Genomic DNA, 23779 nt, shown 5'->3' with positions numbered 1-23779 from the left:
GAGCAGTCGGGCAAGTTCATGCGACGTGAGTCGGCCGACGGGCAGGGCGCTTCGTGCCCTGACGGGCGGACCACCAGTTCGCGATCGCCTCGGTAAGGTCATCCCAAAGCGCGGTCGGAAGATCGGGAACGGCGACACGGACGCTGTATCGATCGGTTGCGGCGCTGTGAAACCATTCCGTCGCGGCGAAATCGAAACCGAAGCTGCCGGCATGGCGAATCGGCAAGCCCGCCGCGGTCAAGTCATCGCTCATGGACGCGGCGGCCCGCCGCGCTGTCGTCTCATCCAGCGGATTCGTACTGCTGAGCGTGACATAAAGAGCGTGAGCGAAGCGAAGCTCCTCGGTCAAGCCTGGAAGTGCCGAGGCGAAATATCGGGCAGCGCGGCGGGTGTTGCGCAGGATGGCGGCCATCCGCCTGTTGGTGAGTTCGCGGTGGGCGGATGTGCTGACATAGGGTGGGAAGTGCGCCGGCAGCGCCGCACCACCTAGGAGCCGAACAGCATTGCGCATTTCAGCACTCAGCTGCTCGAGCTTCGATTCGATCGGCAGGGAACCGTCACTTTTCCGATGAAGGAAAACGGCAGAGCCGAGACGGCCATATTCCGCTCCGAGCGAATCCAGTTTGGTATGGCTTCGCACCATCACGACCGGAATGTTCCACCGACGAGCCCAATTGAGGACACGCCGGATGCGGCCCGAGCCGGTGGAAAAACAGGTGCCGTCGAAGATCAGGAGCTCGAAGGCAGGACGCCTGCAACGAAGCGCTGCTTCGAACGAGGCTGCCGGGGCGCATGCATCGAGCAACATCAGGCGGGGAGATGATGTCGAAGCAATCGTCTCTTCCAGAGAGCGCTTCGCGGTCACCAGATGCAGGTGGCGGGCATAGCCTTCAATCAGTTCGAGCGTCTCACCATAGGTGCCGGGCAGGACGATGAGGTCGGCCTGACCGATCACCTTGGCCGCCGCCAAGAGGAGCGCCGAGATCGCGGCCATGCCGGAGGCCGTGTAGAGTGTCTCGCTCGTGCAATCGGCGTCGAGGTCGTAAAACGAGGGGCCGTGCGCATCGAGATCGGCACGCTGGTAGTCGTAGTCGAAAGCGAACGGGCCGCTACGGGGCTGGCCCGGATGCGCCCAAGCCGTCTCCGTGATCGCCCAATGCGACAGCGCATGCTCCGCCTTGAGCCTGGCCGTAAGCTGGAACTTGTCCAGGATCACTTGATCCACGGAGCGCGGCTGCACCAGCGCCAAAGGGCTTCTCAGGCAGCCATTCAGGAGCCTGAGTTCTGCTCCTTTCCGGTTGAGGTACGCCTCGATCGTCTCCATGCCTGTCTTCGCTGGTGCGGGTCTCACACAACGTTTGAGAGCCGCATTGGGTCCATCCGCCAGACTGGCGCCAACTCACCGAATGAGATCGTTGGTGAGACCCGGGCGCCGCGCGCTGTGCTCATCCGATCCGCATCGACAGCTCGACGTCATCTCCGAACGGCACCGATGTGTAGCCGTTCGCCGGCGAACGCACGTAGGCGAGATAGTCGGGACTGTCATCGGCATTGTCGGCGACGATGAACGCGCCCGGTCTCAGGCGGTTCTCCAGCAAACGCAGAATGTCAGGATAGAGCGGCTTGGCGCCATCGAGCAGCACGAGATCGATCATCGCCGGGAGATCGACGCTCAGCGTCTTCAGCGCGTCGCCTTGACGGATCTCGACAAGATCGATCACGCCGCCGGCGGCAAGGTTGGCGCGCGCCCGCGCCACTTTGGACAGCTCGAACTCGGATGTGATCAGGCGGCCGCCGCCATTGTCGCGCAAGGCCGCGGCAAGGTGGAGGGTCGAGATGCCGAACGACATCCCGAACTCGATGATGTTGCGCGCGCGGCAGCCCCGCGCCAACATATAGAGCAGGGCGCCGGTCTCACGCGAAACCGGCAGCGGAACATCCTTCAACCGGGCATACAGATCGATGTAGTTGGTCCTGCTTTGCAGCAGCTGCGATACCTCGTCCTCGGAGAGATCGGCAAAGACGGGGCTCGCCTCCGGCCGATTTTGGGCGGCGTGTTCGAACAAGCTGTCCAACAGGGGCGCGAGCGGGGTGATGTCAGGGTGGTCATGGAGGTCTCCACGGCAGGTGAGGGCGCTGTTGCGCGCGAGAAGAAATATGACTAATTCGTCGCGTTTCCTATTCGCATTCCCCGGAGGCGATCATGGCCGCTCGCCGAAGTGCTTCAGTTTCCTCGCGAAAACAGCCCAAACAGGCGCGATCGACCGAGCTCGTTACGGCCATTCTGGAAGCTGCTGTTCAGGTTTTGGCGAAGGAAGGTGCGCAGCGTTTCACCACCGCGCGTGTCGCGGAGAAGGCTGGCGTCAGCATCGGATCGCTCTATCAGTATTTCCCCAACAAGGCGGCGATCCTGTTCCGCCTGCAGAGCGACGAGTGGCGGCAGACGGGCGACCTGCTGCGCGAGATTCTCGAGGACGCGGAGCAACCGCCGCTGGAGCGGCTGCGCAGGCTCGTTCATGCCTTCATCCGTTCGGAGTGCGAAGAGGCCGCAATACGCGTCGCGCTCCACGATGCAGCGCCGCTTTACCGTGATGCGCCCGAGGCGCGGCAGCAACGGGCTTCGAGCGGCCGCACGATGCGGACCTTCATGCAGGAGGTCCTGCCCAGAGCTTCTGACCAGACGCGCAAATTGGCCGGCGAACTCATCAAGACCACGCTCAGCAAGGTCGGCGAGCACTTCTCACAAGCGCCGCGAAAGCCCGCAGAGATCGACGCCTATGCCGAAGCGATGGCCGACATGTTCTGCGCTTATCTTCGAAGCCTCGAGTCCTGAGAACGACGCGAGGAAAGGACGCAGGGCAAGCGCACGCCAACCTCCGGGGCAAGCTCGGCGTGCTCATTCGATCTTGTTCATGTCCGGAAACTGCGCCCGAAACTCCTTCTCGTCCAACAATTGATCGAGAATCTTGACCATGCCGTCGTCCGAGGGATGGTAGGCATCAATGAAGTTGAGCGGATCGGTCCCGACCGACGAATGCGCCATGTCGAAGAAGGTGATGCCAAGGCCGCGGAGCCAGCTGGCCGTCTGCTCGCTCTCGAACTCGCGCCAGACGCCGGACCAGGGCCGATAGGACTCCTCGTAGTCCAGGTAGTCCACTGCGCTGCGAATATAGGGAAGCTGGATGGCGATCAGCTTGATCCCGCGCTGTTGCGCCAGCGATGCAAGCTGGACGATCGGGGCCATCTGGCGCTCGGACATATGCGCGGCGCCTGGCGTTGACTTGAGGAAGTACTCGGCCGACTGAAATTGCTTGCGTGCCACCTCGATGAATCCAGCCGGATAGGCATAGGACCCGTCCCGTCGAAACCCGTCCTGGCGCCGATCGTCCTGGAATGGGGCGAGCGAGGGCAGCGAATGGGTCAGATAGCGGAACTTGAACAGGACGTAGCGAAGCGGCTCGTAGATCATCGTCCGTTCGGTCCCGTTGGCCTTGTCCCAGGTGTCCGTGAACAGGAAATAGTCGATTGCGAGGATGACGACCCGCGGCCGCACCTCGCGCGTCGAGCGCTCGAACACATCCAAGAGCTGAGACGTGGTCCAGGCCGTGAAGGATGCGTTGTAGAAGCGGTACGGCTTGAACATCCAATCGCGGAACGTGCCTGGACGCGAGGTGCCGATACAGATGACATCCGGACGCGCCTGGCCGATGCGTGCGAGCTTGAAGGCCGCGTTGTAGCGGAGGTCGGCGGGCAGGATGATGTTGTCTACGTCCCTGACCTGCGATTGCGCAAGATCGGCCGGGGTTGCCAGGACGTGGAAATGGTATGCGAAGCCGAGTACGCCCAGCGCGAAGGCCGATAGGAACACAAGCACGGCGACGAGGTAGCGGCCGGCCGTCGGCATCAGCCGCCCTGCCTGAGCTTTGCCAGCACCTTCAGCCCACCATAGCCGTCGGCCGGCTGAATGCCGGCCTTGACCTGGAAGTCGCGGATGGCCTTCATCGTGTCGTTGCCGACGCGGCCGTCGGTGCCGCCGGTGTCGAAGCCGGCCTGGGTAAGGCGCCGCTGCATCTCCTGGACTTCCGCGAGCGTCAGCGCGCGCTCGGATCCCGGGAACGGTTGAATGAAAGGCGGTCCGCCGAGGATGCGGTCACCGAGATGGCAGATCGCGAGCGCGTAGCTCATCGCCGGATTGTAGCTCTTCACCGAATAGAAGTTCGGACCCAACAGAAAAGACGGTCCGCCGGCGACGGGACTCCAGAGCTGCGCCGAAGCGTTCGGCTGCGGGAAGGCTTCGCCATCGGCGCGCCTGACCCCGGCCGCCTGCCATGCCGCATAGGTGCGGCTGCCGGACATGCTGCCGGGGGCGCGCACCTCGTAGCCCCAGTGCTCGCCACGGCGATAATGGCCGCGATTGACGAGGTAGCGCGCGGTCGAGCCCAAGGCATCGTCGGGCCTGCCGAAGGGGGAAATCTTGCCGTCGCCGTCATAGTCGAAGCCGACATTGAGCCAGACCTCGGGCATCCATTGGGTATGGCCCATCGCCCCGGCCCAGGATCCCCGCATCTCCTCCGGCGTGCTCCAGCCGCGATCGACGATTTTCAGCGCATTGATCAGTTCGGCTTCCCAATAGGCCTTGCGGCGCGGCTCGTTCCAGGCGAGCGCGGCCAGTGCAGGAAACACCGGGCGCATGTGGTTCTTCTGCACCAAGGGATCGCCATAGGCCGACTCGACGCCCCAGAGCGCCAGCAAGGTGCCGCGCTCGACGCCGAAATCCTTCTCGATCCGCGCGAATAGCGCCGCGTTCTCCTTGAGCGCGATCTTGCCGTTGATGATGCGCCAGTCGGAGACGCGGCGGTTGATGTATTGCCAGAGCTCCTCCTTGAACTCCGGCTGATTGCGCAGCTCCTTGAACACGCTCATGTCGGGCTCGACATCGGCCATTGCGCGCTTCCAGGTCGCGGGCGAAATGCCCTTGGCCAGCGCGCGCGTGCGGAACGACTCGCGCCAGGCCTCGAAGCCCGCAGGGACGGCGGTTGCGGTGAGCGGCGCAGCCAGGAGCACCGCGGCACCGGCTCCGGTGCGAAGCAGCGCGCGGCGGGTCAGGGAATCATGCTGTCTCATGCGATCGAGTTTACCCCGCTCCGAGGGCGTGCCGGGAAAGTTCTCGCGTTTTAGCCCTCCTGCAGGTCGATCGCAATTTTGGCGAGCCAGCGGCGGATGGTCGCGAGTTCCGTAGCATTCATGTCCTTCTCCAGACGCCGTTCCAGCGCCATGGCATGCCGCCGGCAGGCCTGCAGCAGATGGAGGCCGCGTTCGGTCAGGCTCCATTGCAGCATGCGGCCGTGGACCGGGTGGGGGGTCTTGGCGATCGCGCCGTCGCGCTCGAGATTGCGGATGATGACGCCCACCGTCTGCGGGGTCAGCAGCGCGACGCGCGCGAGGTCGGCGCCCGACAAGCCCGGATAGGCCTTCAGCATCGTCAGCACCACGAATTGCGGTGGCGTCACCCCCAATTCCCCGAGCGCGCGTTCGAGGCTCAACCGCGCCGCCGCCTGCGCCTGCCGCAACAAATAGGCGAGATAACCCTGTTCGCCGCGTTTGCCCTCTCCGGGCAGCGGCGGAACCGCCGGACGAGGAGCCGCCCCGCGACTCTTCCCGCCGGATTGCCGCGTCCCGGTTTCGTCATGGGTCGTTTGCTTGAGCGTCGGCTTGCGCATGATATAAGAGCTCTTATAATTCGACAGTGTTCTTATATCACGGAGAGTGACAGATGCCACATGCGCGCAAGGACTATCCGGATTTCAAGGCGCTGGCGCCTGATGTCTACGAGCGGGTGCTGGCGCTGAGCCAGCTCGCCGGAAAGGCCGGGCTGGAGAAGGATCTGTTGGAGCTGATCAAGGTTCGGGCTTCGCAGATCAACGGCTGCGCGTTCTGCGTCCAATTCCACATCCTGGAAGCCGAGCGGCTCGGCGTTCCCGCCGACAAGCTCAATCTCCTCGTGGTCTGGCGCGAGGCGCCGCAGTTCTCGGCCCGCGAGCGCGCTGCGCTGGCGTGGACGGAGGCGCTGACCTTGTTGTCCGGTGGCGTCGGCGACGCGGTTTATGCGCAGGCGAGCGCGGAATTCTCCGAGAAGGAGCTGGTCTATCTCAGCTCGGCGATCGGCGTGATCAATGTCTGGAATCGCTTCGGCGTCGCCTATGGCTGGACGCCGCCGGTGCGCCCAGCTGCGCGGATTGCCGGATCCTGACAGAGCCCCTGTAAGGCGAATTTTGGGAGGACGATCATGACTTCGCTGGCGACGGCACACTGTCTCCGGCCGATGCGGCCGCACATGCGATCGATTTGGTTGTCCTTCATGGCGGGTCTTGCTTGTGCCTTGGCGGCGGCGAGGGCGCTGCCGGTGACGACGGACGCGATCTCTGGCGCACTGGCGCCGCTGTGTGTCACCACCGCGGCGGCCGGATCACCGCAGGACAAGGTCGAACAGATCGCCTCTTATCCGCTGGCAAATGTGCCGGGCAAGCGCGTGACCATCGTTCGCGTCTCCTATGGCCCGGGCGGTTTCTCGCCTGCGCATCGGCATTCCGGTTCGGTGACGGCCTACATCACCAAGGGCGAGATCCGCTCGCAGCTGGCGGGAGGGCCGCCTGAAGTGTTCCAGGTCGGCCAATCGTTCTTCGAGCCGCCGGGCTCGACGCATCTGGTGTCGGCCAATGCGAGCGCGACAGAACCCGCAGAATTGATCGCCGTGTTCGTCGCCGACGAGGGGGCGCAGCTCACGACCTATCTGCAGTAGGCGCGGGCGCTAGACAGGTTGCGATGGCGGCTCAGAAGCGAAACAGCGCATATGGCGCGGCCAGGACGCGCGCGCGCTCGTTCGCATCCGGGATCAGCTCATCGAGAAAATTGCGGTTCGTCGTGTAGTCCTGCGTGAGTTCGAACTGGGTGTGGGGCCAGTCGCTGCCCCACATCAGCCGGTCGGGGCCGAACGCATCGCGCAGCAATGGATAGGCCTGCCGGGCGAAGGCGCGGCCCTGTGGTCCGTTCCGATATGGGGCGGACAGTTTGACCCAGACTTGGCCCGATCCGCCGAGCTTCAGCACGGCGGCAAAGGCCGGGTCTGCGATCCCGAGGATCGGATCTGGCAGCGCGAAATGGTCGATGACGACGGTGAGATCGTATTCGACGAGCTGCGTGACCAGATCGGGCAAGTCAGCGGCGCGCCGCTGGATTTCCACCTGCCAGCCGAGATCGGCGACCGCTGCAAGCAACGTCCGCCAACGGCTCTCCGTAAGGTCGGGCAGCGGGCAGCCGACCAGGTTCAACCGGATTCCGGCAATCCCGCCGCGATCCATCGCCTGCAAGTCCTCGCTGGAAATGGAGGGATCGACGACCGCGATCCCGCGCAGCCGGTTCCGAGCAATTCTGATGCAGTTGAGCAGATACCAGTTCTCGGTGCCGAGAAAGCTCGGCTGCACCAGCACGCCATGGCTGATGCCGGCGGCGTTGAGCTGCGCGAGATACTGGTCCACCGGCGCATCATAATCCGGGGCGTAGCGTCGCAGGTCCGCGAGCGCCAGGCCGCGATGAAAGACATGCGCATGCGCGTCGATGCTGACCATCGATGCCTCAAGCGCGCGAGGGTGCGTCGATCGGCTGCTCGAACACCTTGCCGCGCGTCTCGGGCAGCATCAGCACGGCGAGAAGCACCAGCGAATAGGCAAAGGCGGCGTCGATGCCGATCGCGGGTCCGAGGCCGATATGCTCGGACAGATAGCCGACGAGGAACGGGAAGGCGGCCGAGACGACGCGGCCGAAATTGTAGCAGAAGCCGACCCCGGTGCCGCGCACGCCGGCCGGATAAAGTTCGCTGAACAGCGCCGCCATGCTAGCGGGAATGCCGGCGGAGAAGAAGCCGAGCGGAAAGCCGAGCAGCAGCATCTGCGAATTGGACAGCGGCGCGAAGATATAGACCAGCACGGTGGCGATACAGGCGGAGGCGAACAGCGCGACATTGGCGCGGCGGCCAATTCTGTCGCTCACCACCCCGCTTGCGATGCAGCCGCAGAAGAAGGCGATGATGATCACGGCGAGATAGCCGCTCGAGCCCAGCACCGACAATTGCCTGACCTCGCGCAAATAGGTCGGCAGGAAGGTCGTGAGCGCGGCATAGCCGCCATGGGCACCGATCCCGAACAAGCCGCCGATCAGGGTCGAGCGCAGCACCTCCGGCTTGAACACGCCGGAGACCGTAGCGAGGAACGGCATATCGGCCGCTTTCACCGCGCGTTTCGGCTCCTCGATGCCGCGGCGGATGTAGAGGATCAGCAGCGCCGGCAACAATCCGGCGGCGAACAGCACGCGCCAGGCGATGTCCTTCGCGACGTAAGTGAAGATGACGGCCGATAGCAGCACCGCCGCCCCCCAGCCGACCGCCCACGCACTTTGCACGGTACCAAGCGCGCGCCCGCGATGATCGGGGCGAATGATCTCGGTCATCAGCACCGCGCCGCAGGCCCATTCGGCGCCGAAGCCGAGGCCCTGGATCGCCTTCAGCACGAGCAGCTGGTTGTAATCGGTAACGAAGGCGCAGGCGAAGGTGGCGAGCGCGAAGGTCGCCACCGTGATCTGCAGCGCTTTGACGCGCCCGAACCGGTCGCCCAGCGCGCCGCCGAGCCAGCCGCCGAACGCGCCGAAGAACAGCGTGATCGATCCGAGAAAGCCGGCTTGCGCCTTGGTGATGCTGAATGCCGCGATCAGCGCCGGAATGGCGAGGCTGAACATCTGGACGTCGAGCGCATCGAGCGCCCAGCCGCCAAAACTTGCCCAAAAGGTGCGTCGCTCCAGCGGCGTGGATTCCTGATACCAGTTCGACATTGTTCCTCCCTCGTGATCGTCATTATTGTTGTCGCCGCTGGTGCAGCGAATTTGGGCGCTAGCGGATTTCGGCGTGGTAACGGAAGCGGTCGGCCGGTCCGCGCGAACGGCGCCACTCGATCGGCCGCCGTTCGAGATCGAAAGCGAGCCGCTCGATCACGATCAGCGGCGCGCCGGGCTGCAGCCGCAACAGTCGCGCCTGCATCGCGTTGGCGGTCTCGACCGTGAGCACCTCGTCGGCGGAAACCACCACCTGGCCGCAGCGCTCTTCGTACAGCGGATAGAGCAGGTCGGAGAACTCGCCGCTCTCGATCTCCATGATCGCGGCAAAGCGCGCCTTTTGCAGCCAGATCTCTTCCGCCAGCAGCGGCACGCCGTCGATCAGCCGCAGCCGCGACAGGTGGATCACCGGCTCGCCCGGCGGAATGCGCAGCGCCGAAGCGGCGGCCGAGGGGGCCGGCAGCTCCTTGCGCCTGATGATGCGGCTCTGCGGCACCCGCCGTTCGCCGCTCTCCGACTGGAAGCGGAAGAAGCGGAACAGCGAGGAGTTGAAGCGGGCGCGACGAACGAAGGTGCCGCGGCCCTGCTGGCGCTCCAGAATGCCGTCTGCGACCAGGCAGTCGATCGCCTTGCGCACCGTGCCGATGGAGAGCCCATGGGCGGCTGCGAGCTCGGCTTCGGTCGGGATCGCTTCGCCCGGACGCCAGGCATGGTTCGCAATGCGCTCGGCGAGGTGATCGCGCAGGCGTTGATAGAGCGGCAGGCGGGCGTCGGAGCTGATCTGTGTCATCTAGTCATATATATGACTAGATGAGTTGGGCGCGGTCAAGGCGTTTCAAGCCGGGGCGGGGCCACCTTTTGATCCGACGCCGTAGCTGTCGCGGCGGCGGGAACGCGTGCGCGGGGGCGCGAGTTGATGAGGATGAACTTGGAACGAGGGGAGGAGGCGACGATGGCCAGCGCACCAGACCAGCTGAAGCCACGCGATTTCCCGCTCGAGGCCGACAAGGCCAGGATCAAGCGCCAGGACGGTACGCCGATCGCAGAGACCGACAGCGACGCCTTGGCCCACGACATCGCCGGGCGGCTCAATTCCGAGGAAGCCTTACGTGAACAAGACAGATGGTCGGCCTGAATGTCCGGTGTGTTCGGGCGCTCGCCGCTGCCGGGCGATCAGACTTAATAAGGATTGGCTGGCTGTGCGCGTGGCGGACCGGCCGGCTTAGGCTCGACGGTAAGGGAGCGGTCGGTCGGAAGCACCTTCGCGCCGGCGGCCCGCGCCGCGTCCCCGGTCTCGGAGTGCTGCGCCTCAGTTGCCGGTTTGATTTCGGGCGGTTGCCAGCGGTCGCGTACGAGTACGGTCAATGTTGCGACGCTGACGATCACAACAGCCAATGCAATGGCCACCGGAGCCTTGCCGTCGCGCCGTTTGCCGCTCACTCGCGCCACCTCCCTTCGGAGGTTAACGAGGTCGGCAGGCTTGCGGTTCCGCTGCCGCGGAGGTCATGGAGGCGGAACTAATGCGCGCCGGCGTCGCTCGCCGCCTGCTCGGCGGCGGCCGGTGCGACTGTGATCACCGGCGAGGACGCCATCTGAGGTCCGATCTCGCGACCGCGGCCGCCGATCAGGCGCTCATAGGCTGAGATCAAGGTGACGTAGGGATTGACCCAGATCCAGCCGTCGCGGGTGAACACCTGCATGTCGAAATGCAGATGGCGCGTCGTGCCGTTGGGATGGTCGAGATAGTTGGAGACGACGCCGATCTGCTGGCCTTCGCGCAACACGCGACCGTTCAGCAGTCCATCAGCATCCATCGCCGTGGGCTGCATGTGCATATAGCGAAAACGGATATGCTCGGTGCCGCTATTGACCTGCAGCGTCGCCGCCTGGTCTTTGGGGCTGCGGATCACGACGCCGTCGCGGACCGCGAGCACGCGCTGCCGCTTCGGATCGCAGCCATCTGCGCCGTCGCGCCGCGCCGGGCAGGCACCGGGGCGGATGTCTTCGCCCTGATGTCCAAAGCCGCTCGCACATTGTCCGACATTGAAGCTGCGCGCTTCGCAGAAATTGTCGCGCCACGGATACTGCCCGCGACGCTGGTCGGCAGCGTCGCCGGAGCGGCCCTTGCCGGAGGATTGCGAATGGACATAGGCCGGCGCCTCGAGCGGAAAATGGATCTGCGAGTAGACGATGCGATCGGCAGGCCCGCTTGGGCCGGCGGGACTGCGCTGGCCCGGAAGATCTCCCGCCGGACGGTAGGTAAACTCAGCCGAGAGGTTTGCTGGATGTTCGGCGGCGGTCGGCGCGATGTCGGGGCGTGGCAATATCGGCTGGCCGCCGACCACATGCAGCGCCTTCAGAAAGCGCTCGGCGACCGGGTAGGCCTCCCGGCAGGCCAAGCGCCGCGCGCGCGGGACGCTATCCAGGCATTGGATCGAGACCACGTAAGCGATGCCGAAACGCGTGAAGGCATAGCGGACGTAACCTTCGCGAATGAAGCGGCGCAGTTCGGGATATTGCGCCGCCAGCGCCTTGACCGGCTCGCCCTTGCCGCCTTGCGGATCGGGAATGTCATAGACGAGGCGCGAGCCGGTGATCTGCACCTCGATCGCCTTGGCGAAGACGCGCGGCGGCAGACCCGCGCCGACCTCGGGCGGCAACGAGAACACCGCGTCGTAGCCGGCCGGGCCGGTATCGAATAGTTCGGTGCGGAAGTCGGCCTGGTACCGGCTCAGCGGCACGATCTCAGCCGTGCCGCTCCGTCTTGCCGCCAAATAGGCCGTTGTGTCGAAGGGCAACAGCACGGGCACTGGACTGCGTCCAATGCCCGTGAAGATCGGTGATGTCGCGCCGTTGAGCTCGAGCAGCGCCGGGCGCGTGCGCGGATCGAACGGAGCGACGCCGTGCCGCCGCGCTGAGAGGACGAACTCCGCGGCGACGGAGGGCACGGTGTTCAATTCGGAGCGGAGTTGATCCAGGGCCGCGCGCCAATCGGTGTGGCTCACGGCGATCCCCGGCGTGCGAAAAAGCTCGTCCGCCAGGGCGCAAGTCGGCGTTGCTCCGATCACCGCCAGCCCCGACAGCCAGGCGAGGAGATGAGTGATCCTGCGCCTGCAAGAGACCTTGCCCCTCAAGATCGGCCTCCAAGACCGTCCGCTAAAGATCCGCTCCCAAAGTCCGGCTGCCCGGCATATCAGATCGCGCGTTTGCCTCCGCGGCGCTCCTCGGCCGAGGTCAGTCCTTGGCGCGCTCGCAGTAGGAGCCGTCCTCGGTCATGACCACGATGCGGGTGCCGACCGTGATGTGCGGCGGAACGCCGGTGCGGATGCCATTGGAGAGCACGGCAGGCTTGTACGACGATGATGCGGTCTGGCCCTTGGTGACGGGCTCGGTGTCGACCACCTCCAGCGTGACGCGCTGGGGCAGCGCGATCGAAACCGGCACCACGTCGTGCATCGACAGCTTGACGGTCATGTTCTCCTGGAGATAGGCCGCCTGCGCGCCGACCACGTCCTTCGGCACCTGGACCTGATCGTAGGTCTCCGGGTTCATGAAGTGGAAGCCGTCGGCATCTTCGTAAAGATAGGTGAAGTTGCGCTCCTCGATGGTGACCTTCTCGACCTGGTCGGTGGTCTTGTAGCGTTCGGAGATCTTCACACCATCGCTGATTCGACGCATTTCGATCTGGCTGACCGGCGTGCCCTTGCCGGGATGGATGTTCTCGGCCGTCACGACGACGTAGAGCTTTCCATCTTGCTCAATGACGTTACCCTTGCGAATAGAGCTGGCGATGACTTTCAAAGCTGTTTTTCCTGATATTGGGGCCCGGCGCCGGGCAAGGCCGCGGTGCTTCGGGACGCGAGATGCGGTTTCGGGCCGCAACATACTGATTTTGGCCCGGGTTGCCAGTGTTTTGCGGACCGGTAGGGCTACCCTTTGATGGCCGGTCAGCCCCCGATCTCGCCCTGGTGGTCGGCCGGCCGGCACGCCGACAGGCGGCCGTTCCTGCTGGCGCGTGGCGCGGTCACTCGCGCCGTCAGGACCTGGTTCGAGGAGCAGGAGTTTACCGAGGTCGAGACCGCCATCCTGCAGCTGTCGCCGGGCAACGAGACCCACCTGCATGCGCCGGCGACCGAGCTGACGGGGGAAGATGGCAGCCGGAGCAGGCGGTATCTGCGGACCTCGCCGGAATTCGCCTGCAAAAAGCTGCTGGCCGCCGGCGAAAGCCGGATATTCGAGTTCGCGCGGGTGTTCCGCGACCGCGAGCGCGGCGACCTGCACCTGCCGGAATTCACCATGCTGGAATGGTACCGGGCCAACGCCGCTTACGACGTGATCATGGCCGATACGGTCGCGGTGATCGTGCGTGCGGCGCAAACGACTGGGATCTCGCAGTTTGCTTTTCGGGGACGGAGCGCCGATCCGTTTGTCACCCCGGAATTCCTGACCGTTGCGGCCGCCTTCCAGCGCTACGCTGGAATCGACCTGCTGGCCACGGTGACGTATGGCGAAGGGGATCGTGCGGCGCTGGCGGCAGCGGCCAGCGGCAAGATCCGGATCGCGGCCGACGACACCTGGTCGGATCTGTTCTCAAAGATCCTGGTCGAGCATGTCGAACCGCATCTGGGGCAAGGGCGTTTGACCGTGCTCTACGAATATCCGGCGCCCGAGTCGGCCTTGGCGCGGACGAAGCACGCCGATCCGCGCGTTGCCGAGCGTTTCGAGGTCTATGCCTGCGGGGTCGAACTCGCCAATGGGTTTGGCGAATTGACCGATGCCGTTGAGCAGCGGCGACGCTTCGAGGATTCGATGGAGGAGAAGGCCCGGCGCTACGGCGAGCGCTATCCGATCGACGAGGATTTTCTCGTTGCGGTCGGCGTGATGCCGCTGGCGAGCGGGGTGGCGCTCGGTTTCGATCGGCTGGCGATGCTGGCCACCGGCGCAGTCAGGATCGATCAGGTGGTATGGACTCCGCCCGCGGGTGAAGCATGAACCGAGTGCTACGGCCAAACACCTTGCGGACGGCCGCCGACCTCGTCGCGCACGGTTTCGTTGCGCCGACAGACCAGGCCGTATTGGAGCAGGTCGGCGAGCGCTATGCGATCGCCGTGACGTCCCACCTGGCTGATCTGATCGAGCCGGGGAATGCCGCCGATCCGATCGCCCGCCAGTTTGTTCCGACACCGGACGAGCTGGTCGCCGCGCCTGGCGAACGCGCCGATCCGATCGGCGATGACGCGCATTCGCCGGTGCCCGGCATCGTGCACCGCTATCCCGATCGGGTGCTGCTGAAGCTGGTGCATGTCTGCGCGGTCTATTGCCGGTTCTGCTTCCGCCGCGAAATGGTCGGGCCCGGCAAGGAGAGCGGACTGTCGGATGCCGCCTACCGCGTAGCGCTCGACTACATCCGTGCCCACTCCGAGATCTGGGAGGTCATCCTCACCGGCGGCGATCCGTTGATGCTGTCGCCGCGCCGGCTCAAGGAAATCATGTCGGATCTGGCCGCGATCGATCACGTGAAGATCATCCGCATCCATACCCGTCTGCCGGTCGCCGAGCCTGCGCGGATCAGCGCCGCATTGGTCGAGGCCCTGAGGCCCGCCGGCGCGACGACCTGGGTTGCGCTCCATGCCAATCATCCGCGTGAATTGAGCGACGACGTCCGCGCCGCCTGCGCGCGGCTGATCGATGCGGGCATTCCGATGGTCAGCCAATCCGTGCTGCTGCGCGGCGTCAATGACGAGGCCGAAACTCTCGAAGCCTTGATGCGGGCCTTCGTTGAATGCCGCATCAAGCCCTATTACCTGCATCACGGTGACCTCGCCCCGGGGACTGCCCATTTGCGCACCACGCTTGCGCGAGGCCAGGAATTGATGCGGGCGTTGCGCGGTCGTGTCTCCGGACTGTGCCAGCCGGATTTTGTGCTCGACATTCCCGGCGGTTACGGCAAGGCGCCGGTCGGCCCGCAATATTTGGCGACAGATGATTCTGTTGAGCAGGATCATGAAGCGGCTGCGGATAGGCGCTATCGTGTGATTGACTATTGTGGCGAGGTGCATCTCTATCCACCCGATGAGGGCGTCTGATTTCCTGCTGAGGAGGAGCAACATGAAGGGATTTGCAATCGCGATGGGGCTCCTGATTGCGGTGGCGGCCGGGCCGGCTTTTGCGCAAGGTGGGGGCGGCAGCGGGGGAGCAGCCGGCAGCGGCTCGGGCCGCAGTGGCGGAGCCTCGAGCTCGCTTCCGGAAGCGCCAGTCGGCCATCGTCAACCGCGCGCCAGCGACTTCTCGAATGAGAAGGGCCTGAGCGATCCGAATCTTCCGGAGAATAAGGAAGACGCAGCGCTCGACAAGAAGCTCAAGAGCATCTGCCGCGGCTGCTGAGCGCATCCAGCGGGGCGCACGTCGGACGCGAGCCCACCGCAAAGTGATACGAACGTCAGAATCGGATACTAGCCGCGCCGTTCACCAGCGCTCCGCCGAGAAGCGGGCTGCGAGCGCGTCGATGAACAGGCGCGTCCGTGCCGGGAGATGCGGCACCGGTAGCCAGACGGCGCTGACCGGAACGGGCGGTGGTTCGAAATTGGTCAGCACGAGTTCGACTCGCCCATCATCGACCATGGCGCGGATTTGCCAATATGGCGCAAGGCCGATGCCAAGCCCGGCGGCGACCGCCGCGTTGCAGGCGGCTGCATCGTTGGCGGCGAACGCGCCACGGACGCGCACAGGGACGATTTCCCCGTTCGAGGTCAGAGGCCAGACATCCCCTTCAGGTCCAATCGTTCTGACCACGCATTGATGCCGTGCAAGGTCCGAAGGACTTGTCGGCCGTCCACGACGCTCGAGGTAGGCCGGTGTCGCGAACAGGACCCGGCGCAACTGCGCAAGGCCGCGTCGACGCAGTGCTGACGGCGACAGGTCGCCGATCCTGATGGCGAGATCGATGCGGTTTGCAACGAGATCGGAGAATTCGTCGCTGAGCTCCAGCTCGATGTCGACGCCGGGCCAGCGCTGCATGAAGGACGCGGCGGTCGGCACGACATAGGCTGGCGCGAATAGGACGGACGCGGCGATCCTCAATCTGCCCGTGACGATCTCGCCGTGTTGGGCGGCTTCATCGCGTGCGAGGTTGATCTCGGCAAGGGCTGCCTTGATGCGGTCGTGGAACGCCTGGCCTGCCACAGTGACCTGGGATCGGCGGGTGGTTCGTAGCAGCAGCGGCGTACCAAGCTCGCGCTCCAGCAGTGACAGGGATCTGCTGACCGTCTGCAGCGAGCGGCCTAAGGTCTTCGCGGCCCCCGTCAGGCTGCCGCGATCCACGATTGCAATGAAGGCAGTGTAGTCGTCGAGATCGGCCATAGCTCAACTCTTCCATCGGTTGGAAGAATATATCGCTTTCGCGACAGATTATCACAAATCGGATGGGCTGTACGCTGCTGCGGCATAGGCGCGCCGAGCGTCCGGCACGCGCATTCCATGGGGAGCTGAAAATGCCGTCCATTGTCCCGCCGGCTGAAAGCCAGCGGATATCGTCTGTCCTTCTAACCGCCCTCGCAGCCGCGGTCGGCCTGATCGTTCTGCCATTGTTTGCTGCGCAACCGCTGGTCGGTTTGATCGGGCCGAGCCTCGGTTTTCCGGTTGCGCTCGCCGGCCTGGCCCCGACACTGACCTCGCTCGGCTATGCCGTCGGGCTCGTCGTGCTCGTGCCCATGACCGATCTACTGGACAGTCGCCGGATGATCTTATGGACGTTGACCGCAGATGTATGCGCGATCGGCTGTGCCGCGGCGGCGCCGTCGGCTGGAATCTTCCTGTTTGCAGCCTTTGCTACCGGGGTTGCGACCAGCGTCATCCAGATGCTCATCCCGGTGGTCGCAGCGATCGCCCCGGCGCCGCTGCGTGGTCAGGCGATCGGAACGGTGATGAGTGGCCTGATGGTGGGCATTCTGCTATCGCGACCCAGCGCCAGCCTCCTGGCCGATCACTTCGGCTGGCGCATGGTCTATGCGATCGATGCTGTTATCATGATCGGGGTGACCTGCATGCTGCTCGCGGTGCTGCCCCGCCGCAGGACTGCGGCAAGCGCGACCTCGCTCGGCCTCGTTGCATCTTTGTGGACGGTTCTGCGCGATGAACCGGTGTTGCGGCGGCGCGCGGTCTACCAGGCGTTATGCATGGCCGCGTTTGGCAGCTTCTGGACTTCGATCGCATTACGTTTGGCGGCGCCGCCGTTTGATCTCAGCCAGACGGGCATCGCGGTTTTTGCATTGGCTGGTGCGGGAGGGGCGATCATCTCGCCGCTCGCAGGGCGAGCCGGCGACCGTGGACTCACGGGTGTTGCCACGCGCGTCGCGCACGCAGGGGCCGCCGGTGCACTCGTCCTTGCGGGTATTGCCGGAGCCGGATGGCTCGGGTTTGAACCGGGAACGTATCCTCTCACAGCGCTCGCACTGCTGGCGATCGCCGCCTTCGTGCTCGATCTCGGCGTGATTGGCGATCAGACGCTCGGGCGGCGGGAAATTAACCTGCTGCGTCCGGACGCGCGCGCTCGCATCAACGGATTGTTCACGGGCCTTTTCTTCGTCGGCAGCGCCGCCGGATCGGCGCTGTCTGGTCTTGCATGGACGGCCAGCGGATGGTCGGGCGTCTGCTTGCTGGGCGCATTTTTCGGCGGCGCCGCCTTCGTCATGGGCCTGCGCGAGCGGAACGCCTCGGCAGCGCCCCACCTAGCGCAGACCAGCCGCTAGGCCGAGCGTTCCTGCAAAGCGCCTTTGCACGTGGCGCGACGCGTGCTGACTGCGTCCGCCAGCTGATCGAGCACCTCGACGGTCGTGCTCCAATCGATGCAGCCATCCGTGATGCTCTGCCCGTAGACCAGCGGCACGCCGGGTTGGACGTCCTGGCGTCCGGCCACCAGGTTGCTTTCGATCATCACGCCCATGATGCGCTGCTCGCCTTCCATGATCTGCCGTGCAATGTCGGTGGCCACCGCCGGCTGATTTTCCGGCTTCTTGCCGGAGTTGGCGTGGCTGGTGTCGATCATCAGCCGCGGCGCAAGCCCGGAGTGGACCAGCTCATTTGCAGCCTGATCGACGCTTGCCGCGTCATAGTTCGGACCCTTGCCGCCGCGCAGAATGATATGGCAGTCGTCATTGCCGCTGGTGGCTGCGATTGCCGAACGGCCGCCCTTGGTCACCGCCATGAAGTGATGGGGATGGGAGGCCGATTTCACCGCATCCGTGGCGATGCGGATGTTGCCGTCGGTGCCGTTCTTGAAACCGACCGGGCAGGACAGGCCGGAGGCCAGCTCGCGGTGGATCTGGCTCTCGGTCGTGCGGGCGCCGATGGCGGCCCAGGAGACGAGGTCGGCGATGTATTGCGGGGTGGTCAGATCGAGGAATTCGGTCGCCGCCGGCAGGCCGACATTGTTGATGGCAGATAATACGCTGCGCGCCAGCCTAAGCCCCTTGTTGATGTCGAAGCTGTTGTCGAGATCGGGATCGTTGATCAGGCCCTTCCAGCCGACCGTGGTCCGCGGCTTCTCGAAATAGACCCGCATGACGATCTCGAGCCGGTCCGACAGCCGTTCGCGTAAGGAGGTGAGGCGTTCGGCATAGTCGATCGCCGCCGCAGGATCATGGATCGAGCAGGGACCGACGATGACGAGCAGGCGGTCGTCGCTGCCGCTCAGGATCGCCCGGATGGCGTTTCGTGCGGCCATCACCACCCGCGTTGCGGTCAGCGTGCGCGGAATCTCGCCCATCACCTCATCGGGAGAGCTCAATTCCTTGATTTCCTTGATGCGAAGATCGTCAGTCGTACTCAGCACGGCGGGCTCCTTGTGTGACTTGCACGACCCGCCGGCAATAAAAAAGCCGCCAGGTCTGGCGGCTGTTCGGATGGCTTGCTGCAATTTTCAGATTGAGCGCGATCCTCCCGCCGCCAGCGAGCTGTCGTAGCTAAAGTACCAAAAATAGATGGCGGCGACGGTGATCATGACCGGCTATATAGCCTCGGCCGCGCGACTTGTCATCCCCAAATCGCGCAGCCTGAATTGGACGCATCTCAAGCGCTGCGTGCCGCGAGCGCCATCGCGATCATCGAAATCCCGCCGAACAACAGGTTGATGCCGACCAGGAGACCGATGGCCCACAGGGCCGAGCCGGGCAGGCCCGTGATGATGATGCCTGCGATGACGATATCGACCAGGCCTGAGGCGAGCAGCCAGCCCCAGCGCGCGGACATTTCGCGCCGATGCTCCAGCGCATACATGATGGTGGCGACGCCCTCGGCCAGGAAATAGGCGCCGATCACGATCGTCAATGTCAGCGTGCCCTCGACCGGCTCCGCGAGCAGGACGATGCCGGCGACGATCCCGAGCACCGCGGAGATCAATGACCACCAGAAGCCGGGCATGGCGCGCGCCCAGAAGGTCAGGGCGAGGCCGGCGACGCCCGATATCAGGAACATCCAGCCGAGGAAGATCGTCACCGCAAGGCTTGCCAAGGGCGGGACAATGATCGCCGCAAGGCCGAGGATTACGAGCAGAATGCCTTCGATCAGGAAGGCAACCCAATGCGCGTGCACCGCGGCGCTGATGTCCGATCTGAGCCGATCGGCTTGGGTATCGTGGGGAATGGTCATCTCAATGCTCCCAACGGTTGAAGTGCCTGTTGCCGCGATCAGACTCGCGTGCAGGACGTCTGATGCAGCTCTGACAATCATAGCCTGCACGCATCTTTTCTAGCCGGGCGACGTAAACATGAGTTGATCCGGCGCAAAGCGGGCCACCGCGACCGGTGGAGCGGATGTGAGCTTCGCTACCTGTCTGCCACGCCATCCGGGCGTGAACGCAAAATCAAAAGATCATCTAAGGTCAAGACGTTGATGGCAATTCTTCAACGCCGATATCGACAAAGTTGCCTCTCACATGGGATCGAAGGCGAATTTGGAATCGGAATTCCTAGGCCGTCGTCCGGATCCGATTCCGCCCGAAAATGTAAATCGCGGTCGTGACAACCAATAGAGCGATACCAAGAAGAATCGCGGTCAGGCCAAGCGGAACCAGCACCACGGCGACGTTGTGATCTGGGTTGAGCAGCCAATGGTGGAGCGAGGTCAGGACGAAGGCGAGACCGAAGAAGCCGGCGGCGCCGCCGACCAGGAGCAGCGCCCACATCCGCCTGAGCTGGCTCAGCCGCGCCCGCGCCAAATCGGTGTGCGGGCTGTGATGGTGCGCAACCCGACGCACCAGCCGGGCCGCAAGTCCGATCGAGGAGAAGCCGATCAGCAGGCTCACGCCCCCAAGCCAGATCCGGAGCACGGGATCGAGATCCGGATTCCGCTGCAGCATCAATAATGGAAAGTCGAATGCCGCATGCAGCGCGACTGGTGCGATCAGCACCAGGGCCCAACTGGACATCCGCGCCCAATCGCGATGGCGACGATGGGCGCCGAGGGCCGTTCCGGCGCGGGCGATCGCGAGATAGGCGCCGGCGATGACCCCGAGCGCACCGTGAAAGGGCACCGTCAGCACGCTGCGAAGCGCAGCGAGCGAGCGCCATATATCCGCGTGCTGCACCAGATAAGCGAGGTTTTCATAGGCGGCGAAGCCGAGGCCGACGGCCGCGCCATAAACCACGGTGTCCATCGCGTTGCCAAAGTGACGGCGGCGCGAGGAAATGGCGGCGATCACCAGGACCTTGACGATCTCCTCCGGCAAGGCGACGCCGGCCACCGAATGCAGCACCTGCGCGGCCCAGGGATTGTCGACCACGACGGCCATCTGGCGAAACGGCGCCCGGACCAGGCCCAGCAGGAGGACGCTGGCGGCGCCGAGCGCAAACGCGGTCCACACCCTGAGCGGCGGGCCGGGATGGTCGCCGGCGGCAACCACGAGCCACAAAATCAGCAGGGCAGGTGCAATCGCTGCCGTTCCAATGACGGTGGGTAAGGCTTCCAACAAATTCATCTGAGGTGGCAGATAGGCCATGTGATCCGGTCATCCAAGACGCAGGGGCGGAGCGTAGCGGCGGGTTCCACCCACGGTTTGGATTTGACATCGGCTCTTGGCTACGGGGCAAGGCGTCGCACCGCAAAATGTGCCACGCCCGGTCTGCTGCCCCCCAGCCTCCCACCGTCCCTCCGAAATGCCCGGCTTGCTCGCGGCCAAATCTGTTCAGGACAGCGGCCATTGGCGCCGCGCGGTGCGCGCGCCAGCGATGTCCGGGCGTCTGGGTTAGCAGTCGCGGCAGATCCGCGTGGTGCGTGGGCTCACTCTGTCGCCGTCGCGGTTGGAGTCTGCGTCACGCCCGCTGGTTGCCGGCGGGTTCCAGGTATCCGGCCGCGCCGCGGTCGGAGCTTCGGCGGTTGCCGGCTTCTCCACGCAGCTGAGCCGTGGGGTGGGGTCGGCAACGCGCCGGCATTCCAGGCCTTCGGCAAAGGCGGCCTGACTGAATGCGCAGGCGACCAGCAGAGCAGTTAGGATCTTCATCAATGTCCTCGTGGTTTCCGGGTCTCGGACCCGGTGATGCGAAACCGTGACGGATCTGATAGCGGGGCGGATGTTGCGCCGAAACGGCGCATTTCTTTGGCCGAGCCATCCCCGATTTGAAATAATTTGGCCATCCCGGCGCCGATCTCCTGCCGATCATGATGGGCAGGCGGTACAGCTTTCCCGGAAATTGCTGATCTGGATCAACGAAGTCCCCCCAGAACTGGGCTTCGATCCTGCCCCGCAGCAGTGCCCTCCAAGACGCTCCCACCCACCGATTTGCCTTGGTTGATTGCCTGACTGATTTGGCTCGGTACGGCCGAACAGGCCGAAGAACGGATCACATCATGGATTACGACGCCTATTTTGATCGCGCCCTTGGTCAGCTGCATCAGGAGCGCCGCTACCGGGTGTTTGCCGATCTCGAGCGCCTGGCCGGCCGCTTTCCCCATGCGATCTGGCATTCGCCGGAGGGCGAGCGCGACGTCGTGATCTGGTGCTCGAACGATTATCTCGGCATGGGCCAGCATCCCAAGGTCATCGGCGCCATGGTCGATGCGGCGACGCGGATGGGGACCGGCGCAGGCGGCACCCGTAACATCGCCGGCACCAACCATCCGCTGATCGAGCTCGAGCGGGAGCTCGCCGATCTCCACGGCAAGCAGGCCGCGCTGGTCTTCACCTCAGGCTATGTCTCCAACGAGACCGGCATCTCCACCATCGCCAAGCTGCTGCCGAACTGCCTGCTGCTGTCGGATTCGCTGAACCACAATTCCATGATCGAAGGCGTCCGCAAGGCCGGCACCGAGAAGCAGATCTGGCGGCACAACGACACGGCGCATCTGGAGCAGCTCTTGCGCGCCGCCGATCCGGATCGGCCCAAGCTGATCATCTGCGAAAGCCTGTATTCGATGGACGGCGACGTCGCGCCATTGCACCGGATCTGCGACCTCGCCGAGCGCCATGGCGCGCTGACCTATGTCGACGAGGTGCATGCGGTCGGCATGTACGGCCCGCGCGGCGGCGGCATTGCCGAGCGCGACGGCGCCATGGACCGGATCGACATCCTGGAGGGCACGCTGGCCAAGGCCTATGGCTGTCTCGGCGGCTATATCGCAGCCAACGCGAACCTGATCGACGCGGTGCGCTCCTATGCGCCGGGCTTCATCTTCACCACCGCGCTGCCGCCGCCGGTCTGCGCGGCGGCCACCGCCGCGATCCGTCACCTGAAGACCTCGCAATGGGAACGGCAGCGGCATCAGGATCGCGCAGCGCGGCTCAAGGCCGTGCTGCATGCGGCGGGCCTGCCGGTGATGCCGAGCGACACCCATATCGTCCCGGTTCATGTCGGCGATCCCGAAAAGTGCAAGCTGGCCTCCGACCTCTTGCTGTCGGAGCACGGCATCTACATCCAGCCGATCAACTATCCGACCGTGCCGCGCGGGCAGGAGCGGCTGCGCATCACGCCGTCGCCCTATCATGATGACGGCCTGATCGATGCGCTCGCCGAGGCGCTGGTCGATGTCTGGGAGCGTCTGGACCTGCAACGTACGGAGCAGGCGAGGGCAGCGGAGTGATCCGCCGCGCCAGCCTGGCTCCGATTGATCTGGCGCAATGCCGAAGGACTGTTCCGGCGTAGCTTCGATTAGCGCGGGCTCGATCGTGCAAGACGAGCTCGCAGGCGGGCGAGGTCGGTCATGGCGAAGATCATCGACGCATTGCGGGACGAGCACCAGAATATCGAGACACTGCTTGGCGTGCTGGAGCATGAGCTCCAGTTGTTCGATCGTAATCAGCGGCCCGATTACGATATCCTGCAAAGCATCATCCAGTATTTCGAAGATTTTCCGCAGAGCTGTCATCATCCCAAGGAAGAGATGATCTTCGAGAAGCTGCGCGTGCGCGATCCGCGCGCAGCCGCGGCCTACGGCGATGTCGACGCCGAGCACGAGACCGAGGCCAGGCGGTTGCGCAAGTTTGCCGACGCGGTGAATGCGGTGCTGGCCGATCAGGAGGTCTTGCGCGAGACCTTCCATCTCGCCGTGCACGACTTCATCAAGAACCAGCGCGAGCACCTGAAGAGGGAAGAAGCTCTGCTGTTTCCGGCGGCGGCGAAGGCGCTCACGGCCGGCGATTGGGCCGACATCGATGCCCACATGGCGAACAAGACAGATCCGCTATTCGGCGGCGCCGCGGAAGAGAAATTCCATGGCCTCGAACGCACCATCCTGCGCTGGGAGCAGGAAGCGGAAGAGGCGCGCGCTACGGTACGATAGGCACGCGTCGCGTGGCACTGGCTTGGTGTCGGCGTATCGTCGAGTGCAGGCGCGCATCCGCAATCATACGGAAGCGCGCATTAAGCTCCCGTTAACTAAATCAGGCTCACGCTGATTGGTATCCTGCGAC

General features: G+C 64.6%; 26 protein-coding genes. 10 read left to right on the top strand and 16 right to left on the bottom strand.

Annotated elements, in window-relative coordinates; all coding sequences use genetic code 11:
• Nucleotides 1-16 precede the first annotated feature (16 nt).
• A complete protein-coding gene (locus QX034_RS30105; protein WP_315703780.1) occupies nt 17-1324 on the bottom strand; it encodes a hypothetical protein in 1308 nt (435 codons plus the stop codon).
• A gap of 121 nt (nt 1325-1445) precedes the next feature.
• Complete coding sequence (locus QX034_RS30100; RefSeq protein ID WP_316196227.1) at nt 1446-2075, bottom strand: O-methyltransferase; 630 nt, start codon at nt 2073-2075, stop codon at nt 1446-1448.
• A 128-nt stretch (nt 2076-2203) separates the two neighbouring features.
• Here QX034_RS30100 and QX034_RS30095 point away from each other — a divergent pair, with 128 nt between their 5' ends.
• Complete coding sequence (locus QX034_RS30095; protein ID WP_315703782.1) at nt 2204-2833, top strand: TetR family transcriptional regulator; 630 nt, start codon at nt 2204-2206, stop codon at nt 2831-2833.
• A gap of 63 nt (nt 2834-2896) precedes the next feature.
• Here the strand turns inward: QX034_RS30095 and QX034_RS30090 are convergent, their stop codons facing one another.
• From QX034_RS30090 to QX034_RS30080, 3 genes are read right to left on the bottom strand one after another with little or no spacing between them, the layout of a single operon-like run.
• The gene (locus tag QX034_RS30090) at nt 2897-3904 is read right to left on the bottom strand and encodes a hydrolase (protein WP_315703783.1); all 1008 of its coding nucleotides are present in this window, start codon (nt 3902-3904) and stop codon (nt 2897-2899) included.
• On the bottom strand, nt 3904-5124 hold the full coding sequence (locus QX034_RS30085) for a lytic murein transglycosylase (protein WP_315703784.1): 1221 nt from the start codon (nt 5122-5124) through the stop codon (nt 3904-3906). Before QX034_RS30085 ends, QX034_RS30090 begins: the two co-directional genes overlap by 1 nt.
• A 50-nt stretch (nt 5125-5174) precedes the next feature.
• Nucleotides 5175-5720 carry a MarR family winged helix-turn-helix transcriptional regulator gene (locus QX034_RS30080; RefSeq protein WP_315703785.1) on the bottom strand — a complete coding sequence of 182 codons (546 nt, stop codon included), beginning with the start codon at nt 5718-5720 and terminating at the stop codon, nt 5175-5177.
• Nucleotides 5721-5773: 53 nt separating this feature from the next.
• On the opposite strand from QX034_RS30080, the gene QX034_RS30075 reads away from it, so the two are divergent.
• Together QX034_RS30075 and QX034_RS30070 are read left to right on the top strand one after the other, a co-directional pair.
• Complete coding sequence (locus QX034_RS30075) at nt 5774-6250, top strand: carboxymuconolactone decarboxylase family protein (RefSeq protein ID WP_315703786.1); 477 nt, start codon at nt 5774-5776, stop codon at nt 6248-6250.
• 36 nt (nt 6251-6286) lie between these two features.
• On the top strand, nt 6287-6799 hold the full coding sequence (locus QX034_RS30070; protein ID WP_315703787.1) for a cupin domain-containing protein: 513 nt from the start codon (nt 6287-6289) through the stop codon (nt 6797-6799).
• A 31-nt stretch (nt 6800-6830) separates the two neighbouring features.
• On the opposite strand, the gene QX034_RS30065 is transcribed toward QX034_RS30070, so the two are convergent.
• Genes QX034_RS30065 through QX034_RS30055 form a run of 3 tightly spaced genes read right to left on the bottom strand, consistent with a single transcriptional unit; the run spans nt 6831 to nt 9670 of the window.
• Complete coding sequence (locus QX034_RS30065) at nt 6831-7625, bottom strand: amidohydrolase family protein (RefSeq protein WP_315703788.1); 795 nt, start codon at nt 7623-7625, stop codon at nt 6831-6833.
• A 7-nt stretch (nt 7626-7632) separates the two neighbouring features.
• A complete protein-coding gene (locus tag QX034_RS30060; RefSeq protein WP_316196226.1) occupies nt 7633-8880 on the bottom strand; it encodes an MFS transporter in 1248 nt (415 codons plus the stop codon).
• A gap of 58 nt (nt 8881-8938) precedes the next feature.
• Nucleotides 8939-9670, bottom strand: coding sequence for a GntR family transcriptional regulator (locus tag QX034_RS30055; protein WP_315730021.1), 732 nt, complete (start codon nt 9668-9670; stop codon nt 8939-8941).
• Between the two features lie 162 nt (nt 9671-9832).
• Between QX034_RS30055 and QX034_RS30050 the strand changes: the two genes are divergently transcribed.
• Entirely contained in the window at nt 9833-10015 is a 183-nt protein-coding gene (locus tag QX034_RS30050; protein ID WP_315730022.1) for a hypothetical protein, read from the top strand.
• 44 nt (nt 10016-10059) lie between these two features.
• Here the strand turns inward: QX034_RS30050 and QX034_RS30045 are convergent, their stop codons facing one another.
• The 3 genes from QX034_RS30045 to efp form a co-directional block, all read right to left on the bottom strand.
• Entirely contained in the window at nt 10060-10320 is a 261-nt protein-coding gene (locus QX034_RS30045) for a hypothetical protein (protein ID WP_315703792.1), read from the bottom strand.
• 77 nt (nt 10321-10397) lie between these two features.
• Nucleotides 10398-12014, bottom strand: a complete 1617-nt coding sequence (locus QX034_RS30040; protein ID WP_316196225.1) for a M23 family peptidase — start codon at nt 12012-12014, stop codon at nt 10398-10400.
• A gap of 100 nt (nt 12015-12114) precedes the next feature.
• Nucleotides 12115-12681: an elongation factor P gene (gene efp, locus QX034_RS30035; protein ID WP_315703794.1), complete on the bottom strand. Its 567-nt coding sequence runs from the start codon at nt 12679-12681 to the stop codon at nt 12115-12117.
• 138 nt (nt 12682-12819) lie between these two features.
• Between efp and epmA the strand changes: the two genes are divergently transcribed.
• From epmA to QX034_RS30020, 3 genes are read left to right on the top strand one after another with little or no spacing between them, the layout of a single operon-like run.
• Nucleotides 12820-13872: an EF-P lysine aminoacylase EpmA gene (gene epmA / locus QX034_RS30030; protein WP_316196224.1), complete on the top strand. Its 1053-nt coding sequence runs from the start codon at nt 12820-12822 to the stop codon at nt 13870-13872.
• Nucleotides 13869-14966, top strand: a complete 1098-nt coding sequence (locus QX034_RS30025; RefSeq protein WP_316196223.1) for a lysine-2,3-aminomutase-like protein — start codon at nt 13869-13871, stop codon at nt 14964-14966. Before epmA ends, QX034_RS30025 begins: the two co-directional genes overlap by 4 nt.
• A gap of 22 nt (nt 14967-14988) precedes the next feature.
• Nucleotides 14989-15264: a hypothetical protein gene (locus tag QX034_RS30020; RefSeq protein ID WP_315703797.1), complete on the top strand. Its 276-nt coding sequence runs from the start codon at nt 14989-14991 to the stop codon at nt 15262-15264.
• A gap of 81 nt (nt 15265-15345) precedes the next feature.
• On the opposite strand, the gene QX034_RS30015 is transcribed toward QX034_RS30020, so the two are convergent.
• On the bottom strand, nt 15346-16239 hold the full coding sequence (locus QX034_RS30015) for a LysR family transcriptional regulator (RefSeq protein WP_315703798.1): 894 nt from the start codon (nt 16237-16239) through the stop codon (nt 15346-15348).
• Nucleotides 16240-16301: 62 nt separating this feature from the next.
• Between QX034_RS30015 and QX034_RS30010 the strand changes: the two genes are divergently transcribed.
• The gene (locus QX034_RS30010; RefSeq protein WP_315752387.1) at nt 16302-17627 is read left to right on the top strand and encodes an MFS transporter; all 1326 of its coding nucleotides are present in this window, start codon (nt 16302-16304) and stop codon (nt 17625-17627) included.
• On the opposite strand, the gene QX034_RS30005 is transcribed toward QX034_RS30010, so the two are convergent.
• The 4 genes from QX034_RS30005 to QX034_RS29990 all read right to left on the bottom strand — a co-directional run bounded on the left by QX034_RS30005 (nt 17624) and on the right by QX034_RS29990 (nt 21373).
• Nucleotides 17624-18709: a 3-deoxy-7-phosphoheptulonate synthase gene (locus QX034_RS30005; protein WP_315703800.1), complete on the bottom strand. Its 1086-nt coding sequence runs from the start codon at nt 18707-18709 to the stop codon at nt 17624-17626. The genes QX034_RS30010 and QX034_RS30005 overlap by 4 nt on opposite strands.
• 236 nt (nt 18710-18945) lie before the next feature.
• On the bottom strand, nt 18946-19524 hold the full coding sequence (locus QX034_RS30000) for an HdeD family acid-resistance protein (RefSeq protein ID WP_315703801.1): 579 nt from the start codon (nt 19522-19524) through the stop codon (nt 18946-18948).
• A gap of 319 nt (nt 19525-19843) precedes the next feature.
• Nucleotides 19844-20851 (bottom strand): PrsW family intramembrane metalloprotease, encoded by a 1008-nt coding sequence (locus tag QX034_RS29995; protein WP_315704277.1) that lies wholly within the window; start codon nt 20849-20851, stop codon nt 19844-19846.
• Between the two features lie 267 nt (nt 20852-21118).
• Nucleotides 21119-21373: a hypothetical protein gene (locus tag QX034_RS29990; protein WP_315703802.1), complete on the bottom strand. Its 255-nt coding sequence runs from the start codon at nt 21371-21373 to the stop codon at nt 21119-21121.
• A 347-nt stretch (nt 21374-21720) separates the two neighbouring features.
• Between QX034_RS29990 and hemA the strand changes: the two genes are divergently transcribed.
• Together hemA and QX034_RS29980 are read left to right on the top strand one after the other, a co-directional pair.
• Nucleotides 21721-22950, top strand: a complete 1230-nt coding sequence (gene hemA, locus QX034_RS29985) for a 5-aminolevulinate synthase (protein ID WP_316196222.1) — start codon at nt 21721-21723, stop codon at nt 22948-22950.
• A 120-nt stretch (nt 22951-23070) separates the two neighbouring features.
• Nucleotides 23071-23649, top strand: coding sequence for a hemerythrin domain-containing protein (locus QX034_RS29980; RefSeq protein ID WP_316196221.1), 579 nt, complete (start codon nt 23071-23073; stop codon nt 23647-23649).
• Nucleotides 23650-23779 lie beyond the last annotated feature (130 nt).

The sequence above is a fragment of the Bradyrhizobium sp. SZCCHNR3119 genome, from assembly GCF_032487775.1.
GTDB lineage: Bacteria > Pseudomonadota > Alphaproteobacteria > Rhizobiales > Xanthobacteraceae > Bradyrhizobium.
This window is presented reverse-complemented; position numbering and strand designations above follow the sequence as displayed.